This is a genomic window from Ruegeria sp. C5 (genome assembly GCF_056537605.1).
This window is the reverse complement of the sequence record NZ_JBQFRX010000003.1, coordinates 291378-312180: the sequence shown is the minus strand read 5'-3', so window position 1 is coordinate 312180 and position 20803 is coordinate 291378. Positions and strand designations below refer to the sequence as shown.

At 57.4% G+C, this 20803-nt stretch carries 14 protein-coding genes and 1 tRNA gene; 9 read left to right on the top strand and 6 right to left on the bottom strand.

The window, feature by feature from the left end:
* The first annotated feature begins 202 nt into the window (after positions 1 to 202).
* The 5 genes from ACR0AW_RS13080 (at position 203) to ACR0AW_RS13060 (ending at position 6209) form a co-directional block, all read left to right on the top strand.
* On the top strand, positions 203 to 1789 hold the full coding sequence (locus ACR0AW_RS13080) for an ABC transporter substrate-binding protein (protein WP_170392257.1): 1587 nt from the start codon (positions 203 to 205) through the stop codon (positions 1787 to 1789).
* A gap of 15 nt (positions 1790 to 1804) precedes the next feature.
* Entirely contained in the window at positions 1805 to 2761 is a 957-nt protein-coding gene (locus tag ACR0AW_RS13075; RefSeq protein WP_170392259.1) for an ABC transporter permease, read from the top strand.
* Entirely contained in the window at positions 2761 to 3576 is an 816-nt protein-coding gene (locus ACR0AW_RS13070) for an ABC transporter permease (protein WP_170402849.1), read from the top strand. Before ACR0AW_RS13075 ends, ACR0AW_RS13070 begins: the two co-directional genes overlap by 1 nt.
* Positions 3573 to 5210: an ABC transporter ATP-binding protein gene (locus tag ACR0AW_RS13065; RefSeq protein WP_170392262.1), complete on the top strand. Its 1638-nt coding sequence runs from the start codon at positions 3573 to 3575 to the stop codon at positions 5208 to 5210. Before ACR0AW_RS13070 ends, ACR0AW_RS13065 begins: the two co-directional genes overlap by 4 nt.
* Before the next feature lie 162 nt (positions 5211 to 5372).
* On the top strand, positions 5373 to 6209 hold the full coding sequence (locus ACR0AW_RS13060; protein WP_170732972.1) for an alkaline phosphatase family protein: 837 nt from the start codon (positions 5373 to 5375) through the stop codon (positions 6207 to 6209).
* 6 nt (positions 6210 to 6215) lie between these two features.
* Here the strand turns inward: ACR0AW_RS13060 and ACR0AW_RS13055 are convergent, their stop codons facing one another.
* The 4 genes from ACR0AW_RS13055 to ACR0AW_RS13040 all read right to left on the bottom strand — a co-directional run bounded on the left by ACR0AW_RS13055 (position 6216) and on the right by ACR0AW_RS13040 (position 11239).
* Entirely contained in the window at positions 6216 to 7139 is a 924-nt protein-coding gene (locus ACR0AW_RS13055) for an alpha/beta hydrolase (protein WP_480439157.1), read from the bottom strand.
* A gap of 12 nt (positions 7140 to 7151) precedes the next feature.
* Positions 7152 to 9041, bottom strand: coding sequence for an acyl-CoA synthetase (locus ACR0AW_RS13050; protein WP_170420681.1), 1890 nt, complete (start codon positions 9039 to 9041; stop codon positions 7152 to 7154).
* Positions 9042 to 9201: 160 nt separating this feature from the next.
* On the bottom strand, positions 9202 to 11022 hold the full coding sequence (locus ACR0AW_RS13045) for an ABC transporter transmembrane domain-containing protein (RefSeq protein ID WP_170732973.1): 1821 nt from the start codon (positions 11020 to 11022) through the stop codon (positions 9202 to 9204).
* Between the two features lie 143 nt (positions 11023 to 11165).
* A tRNA-Gly gene (locus tag ACR0AW_RS13040) sits at positions 11166 to 11239 on the bottom strand.
* Between the two features lie 425 nt (positions 11240 to 11664).
* Between ACR0AW_RS13040 and ACR0AW_RS13035 the strand changes: the two genes are divergently transcribed.
* Positions 11665 to 13308: a tetratricopeptide repeat protein gene (locus ACR0AW_RS13035; RefSeq protein WP_170732974.1), complete on the top strand. Its 1644-nt coding sequence runs from the start codon at positions 11665 to 11667 to the stop codon at positions 13306 to 13308.
* A 177-nt stretch (positions 13309 to 13485) separates the two neighbouring features.
* Positions 13486 to 15375, top strand: coding sequence for a PhoX family protein (locus ACR0AW_RS13030; RefSeq protein ID WP_170647887.1), 1890 nt, complete (start codon positions 13486 to 13488; stop codon positions 15373 to 15375).
* 61 nt (positions 15376 to 15436) lie between these two features.
* On the opposite strand, the gene ACR0AW_RS13025 is transcribed toward ACR0AW_RS13030, so the two are convergent.
* Both ACR0AW_RS13025 and ACR0AW_RS13020 read right to left on the bottom strand, forming a co-directional pair.
* Positions 15437 to 15997, bottom strand: coding sequence for a tetratricopeptide repeat protein (locus tag ACR0AW_RS13025; RefSeq protein WP_170392277.1), 561 nt, complete (start codon positions 15995 to 15997; stop codon positions 15437 to 15439).
* Positions 15998 to 16037: 40 nt separating this feature from the next.
* Positions 16038 to 16514 (bottom strand): winged helix-turn-helix transcriptional regulator, encoded by a 477-nt coding sequence (locus tag ACR0AW_RS13020; RefSeq protein WP_170401672.1) that lies wholly within the window; start codon positions 16512 to 16514, stop codon positions 16038 to 16040.
* 103 nt (positions 16515 to 16617) lie between these two features.
* Here ACR0AW_RS13020 and putA point away from each other — a divergent pair, with 103 nt between their 5' ends.
* The gene (putA, locus tag ACR0AW_RS13015) at positions 16618 to 20016 is read left to right on the top strand and encodes a bifunctional proline dehydrogenase/L-glutamate gamma-semialdehyde dehydrogenase PutA (protein ID WP_170732975.1); all 3399 of its coding nucleotides are present in this window, start codon (positions 16618 to 16620) and stop codon (positions 20014 to 20016) included.
* 42 nt (positions 20017 to 20058) lie between these two features.
* Positions 20059 to 20802 carry a rhomboid family intramembrane serine protease gene (locus ACR0AW_RS13010; protein ID WP_170732976.1) on the top strand — a complete coding sequence of 248 codons (744 nt, stop codon included), beginning with the start codon at positions 20059 to 20061 and terminating at the stop codon, positions 20800 to 20802.
* Position 20803 lies beyond the last annotated feature (1 nt).

Below are 20803 nucleotides of genomic sequence, written 5' to 3'. Positions count from 1 at the left end.
CAGAGTAAGTAGTTAGGAATAAGGGGTTTTGGATTTCCAAAGGCTCATAACAAGATCATCTGGCGCGATCAAAGGCGGAACCTCCCCATTATTTCAAGAGATTTGCACTTGCCCGCTGCCCTGAATTGCACCTAAGTTGACTCATGCGTCAATAAAAAGCCCACCAACGGGCTGAACATCCTATCAACTGGGAGAAATCTGGATGAACGAACAACTCACTCACATGTCAAAGCAGGTCACAGCTGGAAAGCTGACCCGCCGTGAATTCATGGGTAAAGCAGCGGCACTGGGTGTCTCGGCCGCAATGGCAAGCACTATGTTTGCCGATGCGGCACGTGCCGCTGGTCCGAAAAAGGGCGGCGATCTGAAATTCGGTTTGCAGGGTGGTGAATCAACCAACTCACTTGATCCGGCAACCTACGCAAGCTCAGTCCCGTTCCAGAACGGCAAGCAGTTCGGCGACCAACTGGTCGAAGTGGCGCCCGACGGAACCATCGAACCGCGTCTGGCTGAAAGCGTCGAAGGAAGTGCAGACGCGAAAGTATGGACGTTCAAGCTGCGTCAAGGGGTCGAGTTCCACAACGGCAAGACCATGACCAGCGAAGACGTGCTGAAAACTATGCAGCGTCACTCGAACGAAGATTCCAAATCAGGTGCCTTGGGCATCATGAAAGGCATCGAGTCGATGAAGGCCGATGGAGACAATTTCCAGGTCACACTGACCGAGCCGAACGCTGACCTGCCGTATCTGATGGCCGACTATCACCTCATCATTCAGCCCGATGGCGGCATGGATAATCCTGCGGCAGGTATCGGCACCGGCCCGTACAAACTAGAAGTGGACGAACCCGGCGTCCGCCACTTGTTCACCAAGAACGAAAACCACTGGAACAGCGATTTCGGCAATTTTGACAGCGTAGAAGTTGTTGTGATCAACGATGCGACGGCACGGACCGCTGCACTGCAGTCCGGACAGGTCCACGCCGTCAACCGCGTTGAACCCAAAGTTGCCGACCTGTTGGGCCGTGCGCCTAACCTGACGGTGCATTCAACCGCTGGTCGCGGTCACTATGTCTTCATCATGCATTGCGACACGGCTCCGTTTGATAACAATGAACTGCGCACCGCACTGAAGTACGCCATCAACCGAGCGGAATTGGTTGACAAAGTTCTGCGCGGCTATGGCTCGATCGGGAATGATATGCCGATCAATTCAGCCTATCCATTGTTTGATGAAACCATCGAACAGCGCGAATTCAGCGTTGAAAAGGCTGCAGAGCACTATAAGAAATCTGGACATGATGGCTCTCCGATTATTTTGCGCGTTGCCGATGGTGCGTTCCCAGGTGCTGTAGATGCTGCTGCTCTGTTCCAGCAGACTGCTGCACAGGCTGGAATTCCGCTTGAAATCAAGCGTGAGCCCAATGATGGCTACTGGTCCGAGGTTTGGAACGTTCAACCCTTCTGTGCGTCTTACTGGGGCGGCCGTCCGGTTCAGGACCAGATGTACTCGACTGCGTATCTGTCGACCGCAGACTGGAATGACACGAGGTTTAAGGTTCAGGCGTTTGACGACTTATTGTTTGCAGCAAAGGCGGAACTCGACCCTGAGAAACGCAAAGCCATCTATAGCCAGATGGGTCAAATGGTCCGCAACGAAGGCGGCCTGATCTGCCCGATGTTCAACGACTTTGTTGAAGGCGTCAGCAACCAGTTGGATGGCTGGGAATCTGACCCAACGCAAGAGATGATGAACGGCAACATATCCCGCAAAATGTGGTTCGTCTAAAACGGGCTACGGATAATGCATCCCATCATCAAATTGGTTTCCCAGCGCCTGGCGCTGGGACTCCTTTTGCTGCTCGGCGCTTCGGCCCTGATTTTCGGCCTAACCGAAGCCCTACCCGGAGACGCCGCGCAAGCCGTCCTGGGGCAGTCCGCAACTCCAGAGGCCTTGGCAAACCTACGCGAAGAAATGGGCCTGAACCGCCCTGCCCTTACACGCTATTTCGAGTGGTTGGGCGGCATACTTCAGGGTGACCTGGGTCAATCCCTGACCAACAAACTTGATATCTCCGAGAGTATTGGAAAACGCCTTGGGAACACTCTGTTCCTGGCTTGCGTGGCAGCAATAGTTTCCGTACCGCTTGCAATCTTTCTGGGGCTGCTTGCCGTGCGGTTCCGCAATCGCTGGCCCGACAAACTGATTTCAGCCATCACTCTGACGACGGTTTCGATCCCCGAGTTTCTGATCGGTTATGTGGTGATCTACTATATCTCAGTGAAATTGGGATGGTTCTCGTCGCTTGCGATGATCAATGATTCTATGTCGTTTGGACAAAAGTTGAATGCAATCGCGCTACCTGCCTTTGTTCTGACGCTGGTCGTGCTGGCACAGATGATGCGCATGACGCGCGCGGCCATTCTGAACCTCATGCAATCGGCCTATATCGAAACCGCTGAATTGAAAGGCCTCAGCACATTTCAGGTTATTGCCCGCCATGCCTTTCCCAACGCGATTTCACCGATCGTGAACGTCGTCATGCTGAACCTGGCCTATCTGGTCGTGGGTGTTGTCGTGGTCGAGGTTGTGTTCGTCTATCCAGGTATGGGGCAATACCTTGTGGATGCCGTGACCAAACGTGATGTGCCGGTTGTTCTGGCCTGCGGCGTGGTGTTTGCGGCCGTTTATATCGGTCTGAACATGGTTGCAGATATCGTGTCGATCCTTGCCAACCCAAGACTGAGGCATCCGAAATGATAAAGAACATTCCTCTTTCGGCTCTGATTGGCCTTATCTTCACCTTCGCCTATTTCTTTGTGGCGATCGCCGCCCCGTTGATTGCACCCTATGGAATGGCCGAAGTCGTCGGCGACGTCTGGGAGCCGAGCAGCCCCGAACATCTGCTAGGCACTGACAATATCGGTCGCGATCTGCTGACCCGCATGATCTATGGCGGGCGCACGACAATCTTCATCGCGGCAGCGGCGACGCTGCTCAGCTTTCTGACTGGTACTTCGCTGGGCTTGCTGGCTGCTGTACTGGGCGGATGGGCTGATCAGGCGCTCAGCCGTACGGTGGATCTGATCATGTCAATCCCGACTCTGATCCTGGCACTGGTCATTCTGGCCATCGTTCCGGTGACCGTCCCGATCCTGATCCTTGTTATGGGCTTACTGGATGCCACCCGCCCGTATCGCCTATCGCGATCTGTAGCGGTGGACATCAACGTGATGGACTATGTTGAAGCCGCCAAGCTGCGCGGCGAAGGGCGCGCCTGGATCATCTTCCGGGAAATCCTGCCCAATGCGCTGTCGCCACTTGTGGCCGAATTCGGGCTACGGTTCATCTTCATGGTTCTGTTCATCTCGACCCTGTCGTTCCTGGGATTGGGCGTCCAGCCACCGCTGGCTGACTGGGGCGGTATCGTGAAGGAAAACAAGGATGGCATCGTCTATGGCATCGGCGCAGCGCTTTATCCCGCTGTGGCCATTGCGACGCTGGCCATCTCGGTCAACCTGGTGGCTGACTGGGTCCTGAATCGTACCACATCGTTGAAAGGAGGCCGGGGATGAGTGATGTCCTTCTCAAGGTCCGTGACCTCAAAATCGGCGCGACCGTCTATCCGCCGGGTGAAAAGCCCCATGACATCGAGATCGTGCACGGGGTCAGCTTTGACCTCGCGCCAGGCAAGGTGCTGGGTCTGATCGGCGAATCCGGGGCTGGCAAATCTACCATCGGTCTGGCCTCAATGGCCTATGGCCGTGGCGGTGTGAAAATCACCGGGGGCGAGGTTTGGGTAAACGGGCGTGATATCCTCAAGACATCTCATGGGGATATCCGCAAACTGCGCGGTGGTGAGGTAACATATGTTTCCCAATCCGCCGCCGCATCGTTCAACCCCGCAAAGAAGATCATGGATCAAGTGGTCGAGGCCGCAGTCGAGCAGAAGAAGTTTTCGCGCAAAGAGGCTGAAGCCCGCGCGCGTGAGCTTTTTGCCAAGCTGGGTCTGCCCGACCCTGACAATATCGGTGATCGTTACCCGCACCAGGTTTCGGGCGGACAGCTGCAGCGCTGCATGACGGCGCTGGCGCTTTGCCCCGAGCCTGATCTGGTGGTTTTTGACGAACCTACCACGGCACTGGACGTGACTACCCAAATCGATGTGCTGATGGCCATCAAAGACGCCATTCGCGACTCGGGCGTTGCCGCCTTGTATATCACCCATGATCTGGCGGTTGTGGCTCAGGTCAGTGATGACATCATGGTGCTGCGGATGGGCGATACGGTCGAATACGGAAATACCGACCAGATCATCAACCGCCCGCAAGAAGAGTACACACAGGCGCTGGTTTCGGTCCGCTCAATCGAGCACGAAGAGAAAAAACCAACTCCTGAACCCGTGCTGAGCGTCGATGGTATCACCGCGCGCTACAAAGGCTTGAACTTCGACGTGCTGCATAATGTCAACGTCGAGCTTCATCCGGGGCAGACACTGGCGGTTGTGGGTGAATCCGGATCGGGCAAGTCTACGCTGGCACGGGTCATCACCGGGCTTCTTCCGCCCCGCGATGGTGAGATTACCTTTGCGGGCCGCAAGCTCAGCTCTGATCTGAAAGGCCGCACGCGTGAAGACCTGCGTGAGCTGCAAATGATCTACCAGATGGCCGACGTGGCAATGAACCCGCGTCAGACCGTCGGTACGATTATCGGCCGCCCACTCGAGTTCTACTTCAACATGCGCGGCGCCGAGAAACGCAAGCGGATCGTCGAGTTGCTGGATGAGATCGAACTGGGCGAGAAGTTCATCGATCGTTATCCGGCGGAACTGTCGGGTGGTCAAAAACAGCGTGTCTGTATCGCGCGATCGCTGGCGGCCAAGCCAAAGATGATCATCTGTGATGAGGTCACCTCGGCGCTCGACCCGCTGGTCGCGGACGGTATCCTCAAGCTGCTGCTGGATCTGCAAAAGATCGAGGATGTGGCATACCTGTTCATCACCCACGATCTGGCGACAGTCCGTGCGATCAGCGATAGTATCGCGGTGATGTACCAGGGTCGGGTGGTTCGCTACGGTCCCAAGAGCCAGGTGCTAAGCCCTCCATTCGACGACTATACAGACTTGCTGCTTAGCTCGGTGCCTGAGATGCATCTTGGCTGGCTGGAAGAGGTTGTCGCTCACCGCAAAATGGAGAGCGCGGGGAACTGATCCGCGCCCTTCTCATAGAAACACCGAAGACCATTCAAATTCCCGGCGCTGTGAACACAAGCAGACGTCGGGATTTTGCTATTTGGGGCGCAAATGCGCAGCCATAGCCGGACGAATCTCATAGGTTCGCCGGAACGAATACTCAGAAACAAGGGCCGGAACATGGACCGCAAACTGCTTTTGATCATCCTTGACGGCGTCCCCTGGCGCAACTTTCGTCGACTGTTTGGCAATCTTGAAGGATGGGTCGACAGCGGTGCTGCCCGGGTTTGGAAACTCTGCTCTGTACTGCCTTCGACCTCTGCCAGTTGCTATGCGTCGATCCATACCGGCGTCACACCGCAAGAGCATGGCTGCACCGGCAACGGCAACGTCTTCCGGCTAAGCCACAAGGATGTGTTCAGCCAGGTGCGTGAGGCAGGCGGCATAACCGGCGCGGTCACCCACAGCTATTGGTCTCAATTCTTCAATCGCCACCCATTCGACTACGTCCGCGACGTTGAATATGACGAGCCCGACAGCCTGACCATCAACCATGGTCGATTTCATTCGATGACGGGATACGGCAAAGCGAACCAGATGACGCCCAGTGATGTCGATCTGTTTGCCTCGCTGACCAATCTGTGTCTGCGCTTTGGGCTGGATTATGGCATCCTGCACACCTGCACACTGGACAGTATGGGGCATCGTTTCTTCCACGATTGCGCCGAGATGGACCATGCCTGTTTTGTCATGGACGAAATGCTGGCCCCGTTCATTCCGCGCTGGCAGCAGTTGGGCTATGACGTCATCGTGACGGCTGATCATGGACAAGACGAACGTGGCCATCACGGAGGGCGCAGCCCGTTGCAGCAGGAAACAGCGCTTTACTACTTTGGAGAGGCCAAAGGCCCTGATCCCGATACCGTGATAGACCAGCTACAGCTTGCACCAACCATACTTCAGCGCATGGGCGCACCGGTGGCGGATACGATGAAAGCCAAGCCGTTCCTGACCTGACGCGGTTCAGTCGTAGGACCAAATCCCCTGCCCCAAAGCCTCAATCGCCACGGAAATCCGCTCAAAGCTGTCCGCGGCGCGCCTGACCGATGTTCGGGCGCGCAGATATCCGTGGACCAAACCGGCCTCGTTGATGCAATGGGCCTGCCCACCTGCGGCTGTGATCCGGTCGCAATAAGCTTGCCCGTCATCGCGCAGCGGATCGCAATCGGCGGTCACCACCACCGTCGGCGGTAGCCCCGAGAAATCGACGTCATGCAACGGTGCATAGGTAGGATCGTTCTGGGGCGTGGTACCTTGATACCGAACAGTCTCATAAAACCGGATATCGTCCAATGTCAGCAGCGGGGCATTGGCATGTTCGATATACGACCCCTGCGACATATCTCCGCCTAAGCCGGGATATATAAGGACCTGCCCCAGCACATTTTCCAACCGACTCCGACCATGGTGCGAAACGGCTGCTGCCAGATTGCCACCCGCGCTGTCACCGGCCAGCACGATCGGTTCGCCGTATTCCTGAACCACCCAGTTCGTGGCGGTCCAGCTATCCTGAAACTGCGCCGGGTGCACATGCTCAGGGCATAACCGATAGTCGACCGAAACGATCCGATAGCCCGTCTGGGCGCAGAGTTCCGCACAAACATCATCGTGGCTATCCAAGCCCCCGACGACGAACCCACCACCATGTATGTAGACGACGGTCCGGGTGGGGTCACCGGCGCTATAAATGCGAACAGCTACGCCATCGGCGGACCTGTCGCGCACCTCGATGCCAGGTGGGCGCGGCGGGCGGAAGTCCTGACACATCGCGTCATAGACCCGGCGTTGGTCAGCAATGGACATCTCTACCGTATCATCCGGATAGCTCTCGGCTGTGCGCCGGATGAAACCCCAGGTCTCCTCGTCGATCAGACGTTCATAGTCCATTGTTCCTCCGAATTATTCAGACCACTCCCATGGCCGGGTAAACGAACCCAGTACTTTTGAGACATCGTCTTCGGAAGACCCATTCGCGTCAAGCTGCGCGACAAGACCCCTCTTCTTGTCGTCGATTACCGAAACGACCCGCGCTTCAATGCCTGCGGCGTCCAATGCACCGTTGTAGATGCGAGTGATGGCTTGCTTGCGCAGTTCGGGTTTGAAAACCTTGCCAACGGCGGTTTTCGGCAATTCATCCAGAATGGTCATGTGCTTGGGCTGTGCCGCGCGTTCGTGGACGTGGACCTTGCAATAGTCCATCAGCTCCTGTTCAGTGACCGAGGCCCCCTCGACCAGTTCAACAAAGGCGCAAGGCACCTCACCCGAATGCGCATCGGGCTGACCGATGGCCCCTGCAAAGGCGACGGCATCATGGCCCAGCAAGGCCTCTTCGATTTCTGCAGGATCGATATTGTGTCCGCCGCGAATGATCAGGTCCTTCGCGCGACCGGTGATCCACAGATAGCCGTCCTCATCAAACCGTCCCAGATCGCCCGTGCGCAGGTATTTATCGAAATGATAGAGGTTCGTATTCTTGTCGGTCTCGGTATAAGTATTGCCCGCGTATACGCCGGGGTTCGAGATGCAAATTTCACCGATCTGATCTACGCCGCACTCGGTTGGTCCATCCGGCCCGTCCTGCAGGATTTTGACATCCGTATAAGGGAACGGGATACCGATCGAGCCGATCTTCTTTTCCCCATCCACGGGGTTGCATGACACCAGACAAGTGGCCTCGGTCAGGCCGTAGCCCTCGACGATAGTAACGCCGGTCGCTTCTTCAAACCGACGGAACAGTTCGACCGGCAACGGAGCTGATCCCGAAAACGCCGTTTTCACGCTGGATATATCCGCATCCACAGGTCGCTGCATTTTGGCTGAAATCGCTGTCGGCACTGTGATGATGAACGAAACCTTCCAGCGTTCGATCAGTTTCCAGAAATTGTCGAATACGCCATCACCGCGATACCCGGCAGGCGTCGGGAATACCACATGTGCACCAGACGACACCGCCGCCATCACGATGACATGCACCGCAAAGACATGGAACATCGGCAGAGGGCACATGATGACGTCGTTTTCGTCAAAGAGCAGCGTGTTGCCCAACCAGCCATTGTAGATAAGGCCCGAGTATTTGTGCTGCGCTACTTTCGGCATGCCCGTAGTGCCGCCCGTGTGGAAGTAGCACGCCACCCGATCTTCCTGGCTATCCTCAAAGTTCAGCGTTTTAGGCTGCTTGTTCAGCTCATCAAGGAAGTTCTTGTAATCCGCATGGGCCAGCTTTTCTTTATCACCCATCTTTGGGCGCAAGAACGGTACAAGCCAGGATTTGGGCGGCGTCAGATAGCGATTCAGGTCGATCTCAAGGATCGTGTTGACGCCCGGAGCGTGGCGTACTGCTTCTTCAACCTTTTGGGCTACATCGGTTTTGGGGAAGGATTTCAGCGTGACCACGACCTTCGCCTTGGTCTCACGCAGGATCGCCGCGATCTGCTCCGGCTCCAGCAATGGGTTGATCGGGTTCACGATCCCGGCCACCGCACCGCCCATCATGGTGACCAGCGTCTCGTTACAGTTGGGCAGCACATAAGCCACCACATCGTTTTCTCCGATGCCAAGGGAACGGAACAGATTGGCCGCTTGGTTGACTTTTCCCAGCAGTTCGGACCATGTCAGCGTCTCAGCTTTGTCACTCGGTCCAGACAACAACTGAAAGCTGATCGCTTTGTGGTTCGGGAACTTGCCCGCCGTCCGCGACAACAGCTGGTGGAAGGTGACGGGTACATCCCGATCCTCCCACGTCATCTCCTGCTCGATGCGCGCCTTGTCTTCCAATCCCACAAAGGCCATGTGGCTCCTCCCCTGATCTGTCTCCCGTGTCGCGCACAGGCTTGTTTGTCACCTCCAAGATGGAAGCAAAACACACCATGCGCAAGCAAGGGCTTAGCGATCAGGTCCGGGAATATGTAGAATGACGCTACGGCGAAACGAGATGTGCCGGAGCGTCACTTTATTCTGCAGCCACCCCGTCGGTGAACTGCAAGCGTGCGAGGCGGGCATACAAACCGTCCTGCGCCACCAGATCGTTATGGGTACCCTGCGCCACAATGCGCCCGGCTTCCAGCACGACAATCCGGTCTGCCTTCTTAACGGTCGCCAGGCGGTGCGCCACGATCAGAGTGGTGCGCCCTGCCCTCATGTTATCGACCGCACCCTGCACCGCACGTTCGCTTTCTGCGTCCAAAGCCGAGGTCGCCTCGTCCAGCAGCAGCACCGGTGCGTCGCGCAGGATGGCACGTGCGATGGCGATACGTTGCTTCTGACCACCCGACAGCATTACGCCCCGTTCGCCTACAAAGCTGTCATACCCTTCGGGCAAAGCCGAGATGAACTCATGCGCGGCAGCGGCTCGGGCGGCGGACTCGACTTCGGCATCTGAGGCGTCCAGACGGCCAAAGCGGATATTCTCGCGCGCCGAAGCGGCAAAGATCACGGGGTCTTGCGGGACCAGCGCGATGTGCTGGCGGAAGTCGTCACGGTTCAACTCGCGCAGGTCGAGCCCATCAAGGCTGACCTGTCCCGCATCGGGATCATAGAACCGCTGAATCATCTGGATGACTGTTGTCTTGCCCGCACCAGACGGGCCAACAAAAGCCACTGTCTCCCCGGGTTTGATTTGAAGTGACAAGTGATCCAGCGCAACGACGTCCGGGCGCGCGGGATAGTGGAATGTCACATCGTCAAAACGTATCTCTCCGCGTACGGGCACAGGCAATGCCTTGGCCTGCGGCGGATCGTTGACTGTATCTTCAGCGTTCAGAAGCTCGACCAAACGCTCCGTCGCACCTGCAGCGCGCTGCAACTCACTCCAGATTTCCGACAGTGCCGCGACCGAACCCGCCATGATGATCGAATAGATTACAAACTGGATCAGCACACCCTCGGTCATGATCCCGTTGCGCACGTCATTCGCACCCATCCACAGCACGCCAACGATGCCCGAGAAGACGAGAAAGATCACTATGACGGTTAGAACCGCACGTGTCTGGATCCGGCGAAGAGAAACTTCGTACGAAGTTTCTGTCATCTCTCCGAACTGCGTCCTGCTGGCGTCCTCATGGGTAAAGGCCTGCACGGTTTGCACAGCGCCCAATGCCTCACCAGCATTTCCAGAAGACGCCGCGATCCAGTCCTGATTTTCCCGGCTGATCACCCTTAGCCTGCGACCCAGCACCAATATTGGTACAACCACCAGCGGGATCAGCAGCAACACCATCCCGGTCAGCTTGGCCGATGTCAGCAGCATCAGCACCAGTCCGCCGACGAACATCAGAAGATTGCGGAGCGCGATGGACACAGACGAACCCAACACCGACTGGATCAGCGTTGTATCGGTGGTAATGCGGCTCAGAACCTCGCCGGTCATGATGCGTTCGTAAAACTCGGGGCTCATCCCGATCACACGGTCAAAAACCGCCTTTCGGATATCGGCCACCACACGTTCACCCAACCGGGTCACCAACGCATAGCGAATGCCCGTTCCCACGGCGAGGATCCCGGCAATACCAAGGGCGGCCAGAAAGTACCATTCCAACAAATCGCCATCTTCGATGCGGAAATTGTCAACCACTCGCCGCACAGCCAACGGCAGTGTCAGTGTCATGCTGGCCGTGAGGATCAAAGCCAATGTCGCGCCGATCATCAACAGGCGATAGGGTTTCATGAACGGCCACAAAGACCGCAGAACACCTATTTTCTTTGACCGCGCACGCTCTTCCTGTGCACGCGGAGCCGAATTGTTCGCTGGACTGGCGGCGCTGGTTCTTGCCATGTCTGGCCCTTGTATTTTGGTCGATCGCCCTGATCAGGCGTCATTCCCAGCTTCTTGGCGTCAGAGGCGTTTGGGGTCAAGCTGAAGACAAAGTTTTGCAGCCCGATAAGGGCTAAATGACGCAACTTGTGTGGGGGATCAGCTGGAGCGGGCGGCGGGAATCGAACCCGCGTCATTAGCTTGGAAGGCTAAGGTCTTACCACTACACAACGCCCGCTCAGCGAGGTCACCACCTATTTCATACGAAATTTGACGTCAAGAGGATGTTTCGGGAAAACGCATTTCGCAATCCGAGTTGGAGACAAGTTACGGATGCTGGCTCAGCACTGAACCTCTCCAAGGTCTCGGCATGTGCCAGTTTGCCGACAGGTGTTTGCTGGATGCAAAACCCAACGCTGCCATTGGAAACTACGGCATCACCGTATCGGATCTCTGAAATCCATTTCGAAATGACTTGAAACAGAAAACTGACCATCCAAAAAATATATCTCAGCCCAAACCGGCCAGTCCGCTGAGACGGGTCTGAACAGGCGCCGTTTAGCGCCTGACCGACGCCATTCACGAAAATGTGCTATAGTTCGAAAATCCGCCGTCCGGCGCTGTTTGCCCGTCCTCGGCGGAATTTAAGCGGGGGATTGAATGATGACCGAATTTGACCTCGGCACGTATCGCCGTGCTGTTACCACTTCTTCAAGCGAAGCTCAGAAACTGTTCGATCAGGGGCTCATCTGGTTGTTCGGGTATAACCATGAGGCCGCTGCCGCCTGTTTCGAACAGGCCATAACTCATGACCCGAATTGCGGTATGGCCCATTGGGGCATCGCCTATGCGATTGGTCCAAACTACAACAAGCCGTGGGAGTTCTTCGAACCCGATGAAAAAGTTGCGACCCTTGATCGGGCGCGTCAGGCAATCGAAGCGGCGTTGGCGTTGCGCACATCCTCTACCCCGGTCGAGGCGGCGCTGATCGAAGCGATCTCACAACACTTCCCGTCGGACCCAGAGATCGAGGATTACGCCCCGTGGAACGACGCGTTCGCCGATTCGATGCGCGCGGTTTATTCCGATCATCCGGACGACCTGGATGTCTCATCTGTGTTTGCCGAATCCCTGATGAACCGAACGCCCTGGCAACTTTGGGATCTCAAGAAGGGCGTGCCCGCCGAAGGTGCATCCACCTCCGAGGCTCAAGCCGTGCTGGAAAGGGCCTTTGAAACGCTGCCCGGTGCATGGGGTCATCCCGGCCTGCTGCATATGTATATCCACTTGATGGAGATGTCGCCCACTCCGGAAAAGGCGTTGCGACACGGGGACCGGCTGGTCGATCTGGTGCCCGACAGCGGGCATCTGGTTCACATGGCAACGCATATCGACGTGTTGTGCGGCGACTATCAGAATGTGGTCTGGCGCAATCACCGAGCCGCAGCGGTCGACAAGAAATATGAAGCAATGGCCGGGGGTGAGAACTTCTATACCGTCTATCGCGTGCACAACGTCCACTTTGAGGCCTATGGGGCGATGTTCCTTGGGCAACCCGAATTGGCGCTGGCTGCGTCCGAGGAATTGATGCACCTGCTGCCCGACAACGTAATCCGTTTCTTCCCGGATTTGTTCGAATCCTTCTATGGCAAGAAAGTCCATGTCATGGTCCGCTTCGGCATGTGGCAGGAAATTCTGGATGAACCCATGCCGGGCGACGCGGAGCTATACAGCTATACCACCGCCGCGATTCATCAGGCGCGGGCTGTGGCTCTGGCCAACTTGGGTCGCATGGACGACGCAACGCACGCACGCGAAGTGGCCGTTCAGGCCAGGAAAGACGTCCCAGATAGTCGACTGGTATTCAACAACACCGCCGAGGATGTTTTGATGATCGGCGAGGCGATGATGGATGGAGAGATCGCGTTCAAATCCGGCGACCGTGAAGGCGGGCTTGGTCATCTGCGCCGCTCGGTCGAGTTGGACGACAATCTGGTTTATGACGAGCCATGGGGATGGATGCAGCCGACAAGGCACGCCCTGGGTGCCTTGTTGATGGAAGCCGGTCAGTTCGATGATGCCGAGGCCGTCTATCGGGCCGATCTGGGTCTGGACGACACGCTCGCCCGCGCCTGCCAGCATCCCGGCAATATCTGGAGCCTTCATGGCCTGCATGAATGCCTGATCCGTCGCGGTGAAACGACCGAGGCCCGTCATATCAAGCTGCAACTGGACAAAGCTGCTGCACGGGCCACGGTGCCTATCCATGCCTCATGTTATTGCCGCAGCAAGGCAAAGGCGGCTTAGGCTTCTGGTCGTTTGGCGATAGATTCGCCTAAACATTGATCAGCGCCGCAGGTAGATCGGCGTCAATCTGCATGCGGCGCAGATCAAAAGAAGCTTTGCTCAGACTGTCAATTTCCTGTCATGTGATCGCTCTAAACCCACGGTGCGATTCTTAGTTCAGACAGCCAGGAGCTATCCATGACAGACGTCGATCTTACCACCCTTTCCGCCGACGATTGGGATGAGTTGCACTTCCCCCGCCCGGATGAACACGACTTCGACCGCGTGGTTGAAAGCGCTATCTCGCGACGGGGTTTCCTGTCAGGAGTTGTGGCTTTTGGGTCGGGCGCTGCGGCGATGGGCGCTGGTTTGTTGGGCTCAACTTCAGCACAGGCGGTCGATGCGCAACGCTTTGCCTTCACGCCGATTCCCGCCCAGACCGATGGGACAGTCCACGTTCCGGAAGGTTATGAGTGGAAGATGCTAATGCGCTGGGGCGATCCGCTGTTTTCCGAGGCCGATGGATACGATTTGACCGATGGCGGTAAGGTTGAAAACTCGGACAAGGTTTTTGGCGAGAATACGGATGGGATGGAGACATTCTCGTTCCGGGGTCACGAGCTGATTGCGATCAACCACGAGTACCCGAACCGCAAGATCAACCTGCCTGCCGCGCAGGAAGGTGTTCCAACCCGTGCCGATGACGTTCTGAAATTGCAGAACATTCAGGGTGTGACCGTGATGGAGATCAAAGAAAGCCCGGAGGGCTGGTCTGTGGTGAAGGACAGCCCCTTCAACCGCCGAATCCACCACAACACTCCAATGAAGATCGTCGGCCCCGCCGCCGGTCATGACCTACTGAAGACCGAGGCCGATCCGACAGGCACCGCGTCGCTGGGCACCATGAACAACTGTGGTTCCGGCAAGACACCGTGGGGCACCTACCTGACCTGCGAAGAAAATTTCAACGGCTACTTTGGTTCGTCCGACAAAAACGCCAGCTACGATCAGAAGGTCGCGGACGGTATGAAACGCTATGGCATCAAGGCTGAAAGCTGGAACGGTTACGAGCTGTTTGATCCCCGCTTCGACACCTCGAAAAACCCCAATGAGCCGCACCGCGCAGGCTGGATCGTTGAAATCGACCCGACCAAACCCGACAGCACTCCGGTCAAGCACACCGGCCTTGGTCGCTTCAAGCATGAAAATGCTGAGGTCGCGCTGGCTGCGGACGGTCGTGTCGTGGTCTATATGGGCGACGATGAACGTGGCGAGTATCTTTACAGGTTCGTCTCGAACGCGGCCTATGCGCCCGGTGTCGACACTCAGGGCTTGTTGAATGACGGCACGCTATATGTCGCCAAGTTCAATGACGACATGAGCGGCGAATGGCTGCCGCTGACGCCGGAAACAACCGGCATGGACGCGGCCGAAATTCTGATCTTTACCCGTATGGCCGCATCGGCTGCGGGCGGCACCACAATGGACCGCCCGGAATGGGTGGCCTCAAGCCCTGTTGCGGTCGAGGCATATTGCTGCCTGACCAACAACAAGAACCGTGGAGTTAAGCCAAATGCTGGGGGTGATGACACTGCAGTCAACGGCCCTAACCCGCGCGAGGCCAACAAATACGGCCAGATCGTGCGCTGGCGTCCAGCGGATGAAGATCACGCGGCCACTGGCTTTGATTGGGATCTCTATGTCATGGCCGGAAACCCAACTGTTCATTCGGATAACCGTGGCGGATCGGCAAATGTGAACGAAGGCAACCTGTTCAACTCACCCGACGGCATGGCCATCGATTCGACTGGTCTGGTCTGGATTCAGACAGACGGGAATGATGACAACGAGGAAGAATTCGCAGGAAACGGCAATAACCAGATGCTAGTTGGCGATCCCGTGACCGGGGAGATTGTGCGCTTCATGACCGGCCCGAATGGCTGTGAAGTCACCGGTCTGGCCTGGTCGACCGACCTGCGCACCATGTTTGTTGGCATCCAGCATCCGGGCAGCAATTGGCCCGATGGCGGTACGCCGCGTTCGTCGGTGATTGCGATCAAACGCACCGACAACGGGCTGGTCGGCTAATCAAGCCCTTGCATCAAAAGCGCTCCTGAACTTCGGTTCCGGGGCGCTTTTTCGTCTCAATTCAAATATCCTCACCCGGTGGATCAAGCAGCCCGCCCGGCGCAAGCAAGGCACGCTCTGAAAGCCACGGGTTCAGTTCGAGTGCATGGTTCAGCGCCGTTCGCGCTTCGTCCAGCCGCTTGAGACCCAACAGCGATAATGCCCGCCCGCTAAGCGCCGCTACATGGTTCGGGGACAGCTCAATGGCCCGATCCAGATCGATCAGGGCCGCACCGTAATCCTGCTGCAAATAGTTGACGAACGCCCGTTGATTGTACCCCTCGGCATAATCCGGGCAATAAGCGACCAGAGCGTCAAACTCGGCCAGCGCACCGGTCAAATCCCAAGACTCGCGCAGAGACATCCCGCGATCCAACAGGGTTTGAGATCGGGCGTCCGGCGCATCGGTCCAGAGTTGCCACATCCGTCCCGAAATGCCCCGCGCCTCGCGCTCAGACGACGCGGTTTGGGCTTGCGTAATCAGGGCGTCGACGCCAGAGATATGATCCGGCGCAACCGGGCAATCTGCAGAAGCCTGAGCGGCAGAACCAGCGAGTATGGCAACGATAAGTACGTTTTTCATCCTCTCTAACCTGATCCATCAGTCGTTTAGGTCAACTGCTTTATAGCGGAGCCAGCAACCCGGTTTCTTTCACCGCCTCCATCGCAACGAAGGTGGAGGTGTTGGCAACATGCGGCAGGGATGAGATTTTCTCGGCTAGCACCGTGCGGTATTCCGTCATCGATCGGGTGCGGATTTTAAGCAGATAGTCAAAGTTGGACGCGATCATATGAGCCTGTTCAATCTCAGCAACTCTGCGCACCGCTGCATTGAACTCGGCCAGTGCCTTTTCACGAGTATCTGTGAGACGCACCTCGACAAAGGCCACATGGTCAAGGCCCAGACGGATCGGGTCCAACATGGCGCGATAGCCTGTGATGATCCCGTCAGCCTCAAGCCGCTTGAGCCGCGCCTGTGTCGGCGATTTTGACAAGCCGATCCTGCGCGCAAGGTCCGTCACTGAGATGCGGCCATCTTCAGCTAATGCCGTAAGGATCGCGCGGTCAAAGCGATCAAGGCTGGACAAGTCGTTTTGCATGATTAAGCTCCTATATTTCAGCCAATTCGACCAGAATTCGAGAAAATTCGGTCCATTCTCCTGACTATAGGCGGTTATATTAGGCAAAAGCCCCGGAGTACACATGTCACACAGCCTACGCACCAAAATCGACACTCAAACTTATGCCGACCAGTCCACTGTACTGGACGCGCTGATCTCTCAGGCCAAGCTGTCAGAGGCCGACCGAACGGCCATTTGTGAGGCTGCAGCACAGCTGGTGCGCGACATCCGCTCAAGCACGTCGCCTGGCATGATGGAAGTGTTTCTGGCTGAATACGGCCTATCCACTGATGAAGGCGTTGCGCTTATGTGTTTGGCCGAAGCGCTGTTGCGTGTGCCAGATGCGGATACCATTGACGCACTGATCGAAGACAAGATCGCCCCGTCAGACTGGGGAAAACATCTGGGACAATCATCCTCGTCACTGGTGAACGCGTCGACATGGGCGTTGATGCTAACAGGCCGGGTCCTGGACGAAGACAAATCCTCGCCCGTCGGCGCGCTGCGCGGGGCCATCAAGCGGCTGGGTGAACCAGTGATCCGCACCGCAGTTGGTCGTGCGATGAAAGAAATGGGGCGTCAGTTCGTTTTGGGCGAAACCATTCAATCCGCCATGAAGCGCGCCAAAGGAATGGAAGATAAGGGCTATACCTACTCGTACGACATGCTGGGCGAGGCGGCACGGACCGAGGCCGATGCTGCCCGCTATCACCTGTCTTACTCGCGCGCGATCGCCGCTATTGCCGAGGCCTGCACCCATAAAGACATTCGCGAAAATCCGGGCATCTCGGTCAAGCTGTCGGCCCTGCACCCCCGTTATGAGCTGGCACAAGAACAACGGGTGATGGACGAACTGGTGCCCCGGCTGCGCGCGCTGGCTTTGCTGGCCAAGGCGGCGGGCATGGGACTGAACGTTGACGCGGAAGAGGCAGATCGCCTGTCGCTCTCGCTGCAGGTGATCGAAGAAGTTATGGCAGAGCCTGCACTGGCCGGTTGGGACGGGTTCGGCATCGTTGTGCAAGCCTACGGCCCACGCGCCGGGTTGGTGCTGGATACGCTCTATGACATGGCCCAGCGGCACGACCGCAAGCTGATGGTGCGGCTGGTCAAGGGCGCTTATTGGGATACCGAGATCAAGCGCGCGCAAGTCGAGGGCGTCGATGGTTTTCCGGTCTTCACCGATAAGGCGGCGACGGATGTGTCCTATATCGCCAACGCCCGCAAGCTGCTGGGAATGACCGACCGTATCTATCCGCAATTTGCCACGCATAACGCCCATACGGTCAGCGCCATCCTACAAATGGCGGACGGCCAGCCATTCGAATTCCAGCGCCTGCACGGGATGGGTGAGACCCTGCATCAGATCGTGCGCGACAAGCGGACCTCGCGCTGCCGTATCTATGCTCCGGTCGGTGCGCATCGGGATCTGTTGGCCTATCTGGTGCGTCGCCTTCTGGAAAACGGGGCAAATTCCTCGTTCGTCAATCAGATCGTTGATGAGGAAGTCGCCCCAGAAACCGTTGCCGCAGATCCGTTCGTGGCCGTTCAAACACCTGGCAAACCGCTGCCAACCGGGCCTGAGTTGTTCGCACCGGAACGCCCAAACTCGAAAGGCTTTGATCTGCACCATACGCCAACGCTAGACAAGATTGACATCGCACGCGACGCCTTCCGCGCCCATCATTGGTACGCCCGACCTTTGCTTTCGGATGATGCACAGCCTTTGGCAGACACTCCCGTGATCAATCCCGCGCAACCACTGGATCGTCCCGGTTCGGTTGCTGCGGCCAGCCCCGAAGACGTGGAACTGGCGTTGGCCAGCGCTTGCCCATGGCAGGCTTCAGCAGAGAAGCGCGCTGAAATTCTAAATAGAGCAGCCGATCTCTACGAAGCGCATTTTGGAGAGCTGTTTGCCCTGCTCGCCCGCGAAGCCGGAAAATCCGTGCCCGATGCGGTAGCCGAGCTGCGCGAAGCGGTTGATTTCCTGCGCTACTACGCCGCCAATATTCCTGCCGCCAAACCCGCCGGAATATTCACCTGCATCAGCCCATGGAACTTCCCTCTGGCGATCTTCACCGGGCAGATATCGGCTGCGTTGGCCACCGGCAACGCTGTGCTGGCAGCCCCTGCCCCGCAAACGCCATTGATCGCCCATCGTGCCATTCAACTGATGCATGAAGCAGGCGTTCCACGCGATGCGCTGCAACTTCTTCCGGGCGGGCCGAAGGTGGGTGCGGCGCTAACTTCGGACGAACGCGTCTCTGGTGTGGCCTTTACCGGTTCCACCGCGACCGCGCTGAAAATCCGATCAGCAATGGCGCAGCACATGCGGCCGGGTACGTCATTGATCGCCGAGACCGGCGGTCTGAACGCCATGATCGTAGACAGCACCGCTTTGCCGGAACAAGCGGTCCAATCGATTATCGAAAGCGCGTTCCAATCGGCAGGCCAGCGGTGCTCGGCCCTGCGTTGTCTTTATCTGCAAGAGGATATTGCCGAGGACGTTCTGACCATGTTGCAAGGGGCGATGGACGCTTTGCATGTGGGCGATCCTTGGCTGATATCAACTGATTGCGGCCCGGTCATTGACGCGCAAGCCCGGCAAATCATCGCGGACCACGTGGCCCAGGCCCGCTCAGAAGGACGGGTACTGAAGGAGATGACAACGCCTCCTGAGGGTACATTTATCGCACCGACTCTGATCGAGATACCCGGCATCTCGGCGCTAGAGCGCGAGGTGTTCGGTCCGGTTCTGCATGTCGCCCGGTTCAAGGCGCAAGATATCGACAAGGTCATTGCGGATATCAATGCCACGGGGTACGGCCTGACTTTCGGCCTGCACACTCGGATCGACGACCGGGTGCAGCATGTGACCGAGGCGATCCATGCCGGTAATATCTACGTCAACCGCAACCAGATCGGCGCAATCGTCGGCTCGCAACCCTTCGGTGGCGAAGGTCTGTCCGGCACCGGCCCCAAGGCGGGCGGTCCGAACTATATGGCACGGTTCTGCGCACCTGATCGGCAGAATGCTTCGGGACGCTGGGACAGTTCGGCTGAACCAGGTGCGCCCGAAGGGCAACCTGCAACGCCCAGCACCCAATCTCTGCCCGGTCCCACCGGCGAATCAAACCGCCTGACCGAATATGCCCGTGCGCAGCTTTTGTGCATGGGTCCGGGGGCCGAGGCCGCCAAGGCTCAGGCGGATGCGGTCAAATCGTTGGGTGGTACTGCGATCCAGATGACCGGCACGTTGGACCTGCACCGCCTTGAAAACCTGACCGGTTTCTCGGGCGTTCTGTGGTGGGGCGACGATGACACTGCCCGCCAGATCGAACAGCACCTGGCCCGGCGCGATGGACCGATCATCCCGCTGATCCCCGGCCAGCCCGACCGCGCGCGGGTTCTGGGCGAACGCCATGTCTGTGTCGACACCACCGCCGCCGGAGGCAACGCCGCCCTTCTGGGAGGTGCGGCATAACCGGACCTTGACGCTGGGCGGTGAAAAGCCCAGCGTCGCGCCATGTTTCCGATCCGAGACCATAACCCTTCGGGGCGTACTCCGTTTGTTGTTTATGCCCTTATGGCTGCGAACATACTGATCTTCCTCAGCTATGTGGGTGTCATGGAGAATGCGCGGCTGATCAATCAGCTTTATATTGACTACGCGGTCATTCCTGCCCGGATAACTGACGGCTATGGGTTCGAGACACTCGTGACGTCAATGTTCCTGCATGGGGGCTGGATGCATCTGGCGGGAAACATGCTGTTTCTGTGGATATTCGGCGATAACCTCGAAGACGAAATGGGGCATGTGCTGTTTCTCGTGTTCTATCTGCTGGCGGGAATCGGAGCGGGGCTGATTCACGTCATTTCGGCACCGGATTCGGTGGTGCCAACAATTGGCGCGTCTGGAGCGATCGCTGGTGTCATGGGCGGCTATCTTCTGCTTTTCCCAAAAGCGCGCGTAGATATCCTGCTGATTCTGATCGTCTATATCCGGATCTTCACTATCCCGGCCTTTATCATGCTGGGGGTCTGGCTGGGGCTTCAGTTCCTTGGCAGCCTGGCCAGCAATCCCGATGAAGGTGGCGTTGCCTATTGGGCGCATACCGGAGGGTTCTTTGTTGGTCTGATCCTGTGCATCCCCCTATGGCTCAGGCGCGGAGGGACTGGGTTCTGGAACCGCACCCACGGCCATCCGCCGCATCCGGAACACAAGTACAAACTCTCGCAATCGCGCATCCCCAGAGTGCCGCGCAAATAAT